Origin of the sequence: Marinobacter sp. (genome assembly GCF_040904845.1) — a bacterium.
Lineage (GTDB): Bacteria > Pseudomonadota > Gammaproteobacteria > Pseudomonadales > Oleiphilaceae > Marinobacter.
The window spans coordinates 1-3243 of record NZ_JBBDSR010000094.1 but is presented as its reverse complement, the minus strand read 5'-3'; the positions used below and the strand labels follow the sequence as shown (position 1 = coordinate 3243).

Sequence of the window (3243 nt, the reverse complement as noted above, 5' to 3'; positions counted from 1 at the left end):
CGGCGCGAAGGCCGAGGGATCGGTGGAATCCAACAGCGCCTGGAACACGTTGAAGTAGATGTTCAGCTCTGTGCGTCCCTGCGCCAGCAGGCCGCCGGAGGCCGCGTCCAGCGCCGGCAGCAGGGCCGGGGCGATGGTCTGGCGGGAGTTCTCGGCGATGCGGGTGAACTGGCCACCGGTGTTGTACAGGATGGAAGCCAGGATCGGGTTCAGATCCGGGTTGTCCTGCGCGGCCAGGTTGTTGATCACTGGATAGGGCACGCCCCCCATGCCGCTCAGGGAGTGGCTGATGAAGTACACCCGATCGGTGTTCATGGCTGTGACGTTGGTACAGTCGCCGTCGGCCTGGCACTGGTTGATGGCGTCTTCAATGGCCGGTAGCAGGGCATTGATGTGCAACAGGTCCAGCGCGCCCTGGCGCATGTTGTCCCGGGTATTGGCGTAATTGGTGAAGTTGAGGAACAGGCTGCCAGATTCGGGGTTATCCACCTGATCCCGGGTGGCTGCCTGCATGGCGTCATTTGCGCTGAAGTCGAAATGTCGTTCTGTCGCATCGGCGGAAGCGCCGGGTTGCTGGGAGATCTCCACCATACCGGGGGTGGTTTCCGGATCATCTTCATCGCGGGCGCTGGTGGCGGCTTCGCCGAATACGCCGTTCAGCGGCAGGTCGATGCCGACGGTGATAAAGCAGTTTTCGCTGTTGCTTGGTAGTCCGCCATCATCTGCCAGGCATAGCAGTGCTGCCGCTGTGGCCATCGGGAGAATGGCAGACCGGTCCTGGGTCGCCGCATGCTGGTAGATAATAACCGGATAGCCATTAGGAGGCGTGTCAAATGCAGGATCAGGTGTCCCAACGATAATGGGAACTTTCACATCAGCTTGCTTTTGGACAAAGGGGAAACGGTAGCTGACCCTGTCCGACTTAGCTTGAGGCAGATCCGGCTTCGCGCTGAAGTCGGCAGGGAGCCAGGAGCCGGTCTGCAGCGGCGCACCGTCCGTCCCGTCAGGTAGTTGCTGGTGGTAAGGAAGCGTGATTTCACCCTCGTATATCTGAATGTCGATGTCGTCAACAAGCACCAGGTTAGCCTGCTGCCCAAACGCCGGGTTCACCTCACGCCCCAGTTTCTGGCTAAAGAAACGAACCGGGGACGGTTCACCCGACTCCGGGTCATAGGCCGCCGGGATATCCAGAAGATCTGAAGCATCCGCCGCCAGTTCGGCCGCCCGGGCGGAGACATCAACCGCGTCCTCGGTAGCCTGGGTGGCAGTGCCCTGAAGAATGAACGCCAGCCGACGATCGTCGTCTTCCGCAGCGATCAGATCGCCATAGAGCACGGTTACGCTGTTGTCCTTCGCATCAGTGAGAATCTCAGCGAGCTCTGCGTCATACAGGCGGTAGGTCTCGTCGGTCAGCAACTCGTGTATCCGCGAGTTGATCTGCTGATCCTCGCTGGATGCGCCGCTCATGGTCTGATCCGACAGGTTGAAATCACCGGCGATCAGATCGTTGAGTACCGATTGCTTGCGGTCGATCAACAGCTGATTGCGGAACCAGCTGGCCGGCGCTGCGTTGGCCAGCAGAACATCTTCCACCGCCGTGGTGGTGAAGCTGATGGCAAAGGTGACATCATCAAACGTCGGGATGCCAGCGGTGGTCTGGCCCTGTTCGCTGAGTACCTGGCGCTTGAAATCAAAGAAATCGGAGCCGAGCGCCCGGGCCGGGAGCATGGATTCCCGGAATGGCTGCAGCGCTGGGTTGCTGAGCACGAACTCGGGGTTGGAGGCGGTCTCGAAACGCAGCTCCTGCACCAGCGGGTCGCCGTTTTGATCCACAATGTCGTTGCTCAGCACCACCGCGTACTTGGTTTTCGGCTTCATGGGCTGAACCGGAAGAATGCGAATGGCATTGTTCGCGGAGCCGCCGGCTGCACCTGCAGGGCCGTCTGCATCGACGGTGATGATTTCAATGCGGAAACGCGGCTCCAGCAGCTCCTGATAAAGTGCATCGGCCGCTGCGGTGTCGCCCTGTTCTTCCAGGCGTTTGGCGTGGCGATACTTCTCGGCGTCCACAACGCCACCGACTTCCCGCTGTTGCTGGAAGAGGCTGTCGCCCGTGGGGTATTCGATTTCCAGTACGAAAACGTTCTGGTCTGGGTTTGGAACCACTTCCTCGTCGATTTCAATAAAAGCGCGGGCGTCCAGGCTCTGGTTCGGATCCAGGCTGTCGCTGATCTTGATGTCAAACGGCGCGAGGATGGAGCTGCCGTCAACAAAGCCAAGGCCGGTAGTGACCGGGTTGGCGGGGTCGGTACCGTTGAGCATGGTGCCGTCGTTTTCCGGATTCAGAAAAAACAGCGGGTCGCTGGGAATCGGGAACGCGGTGTCCAGCGGCCGGAAAATGGGTTTGGTACCGTCGCTGGGGAAGCTGGGGTTGTCGATCTCATAGACCGGGTTGGCATTCTTACCAGTCTGGCCGCCACTGTCGAGGCAGCCCGCAAGTGCGGCACTGCCTGCCACAATCGCCAGGAGCGATGTTTTTCTGATATTGACCATGTCTGTACCTTTCCGATTGTTATTGTCTTACGGGCGGGAAGGGCCCTTGACAGACCAAACGACAAAGGCTGAATAAAGGTTCCACTAATGGTCGAAAAAAATTCCCTCATAATGTCAATGAGATGTTTGTAGTGAGGTGTGCGGATTAGACGTTATCTTTAGTGGAACTGAATCCAGCAGTTAACCAGGGGAACGATTGATGGCATTGGTACAGGTCAGGGGGTTGGTGAAACGCTATGCGGACGCGGGTGGCACCGTGGACGTGCTGTCCGGTCTCGACCTGGAGCTTGAGGCAGGCGACTCCCTGGCGCTCATGGGCCGTTCCGGTTCCGGGAAAAGCACGGTGCTGAACTTGTTGTGCGGCCTGGAAATGGCGGATCAGGGGTGCATCGGGGTGTCAGGGAGAGTGTTTCGGGGAAGCTCCGGCCGTTATTCCGCCGATGAAAACAGGTCTTGGGCGGACCTTCGGCGACGCGCCATAGGCATGGTGTTCCAGGATGCCAATCTCATGCCGGCGCTGTCCCTGCTTGAGAATGTCCGTTTCCGGGCGCGACTGGCGGGGCAACGGGAACAGGTTGCCCGGGATTGGCTGGAGCGTCTGGGCATTGGCGAACTGGTGGAGCGATATCCGGATCAGGTGTCGGGTGGCCAGCGTCAGCGCGCCGCCCTGGCCATGGCATTTGCCATGAA

At 59.5% G+C, this 3243-nt stretch carries 2 protein-coding genes; one reads left to right on the top strand and one right to left on the bottom strand.

The window, feature by feature from the left end; all coding sequences use genetic code 11:
* Nucleotides 1–2553 (bottom strand): hypothetical protein (locus WD429_RS11805; protein ID WP_368422375.1); only part of this gene is annotated, 2553 nt, incomplete at its 3' end.
* Nucleotides 2554–2752: 199 nt separating this feature from the next.
* On the opposite strand from WD429_RS11805, the gene WD429_RS11800 reads away from it, so the two are divergent.
* Nucleotides 2753–3243, top strand: a 491-nt coding sequence (locus WD429_RS11800) for an ABC transporter ATP-binding protein (RefSeq protein ID WP_368422374.1), incomplete at its 3' end; no start/stop codon positions are given.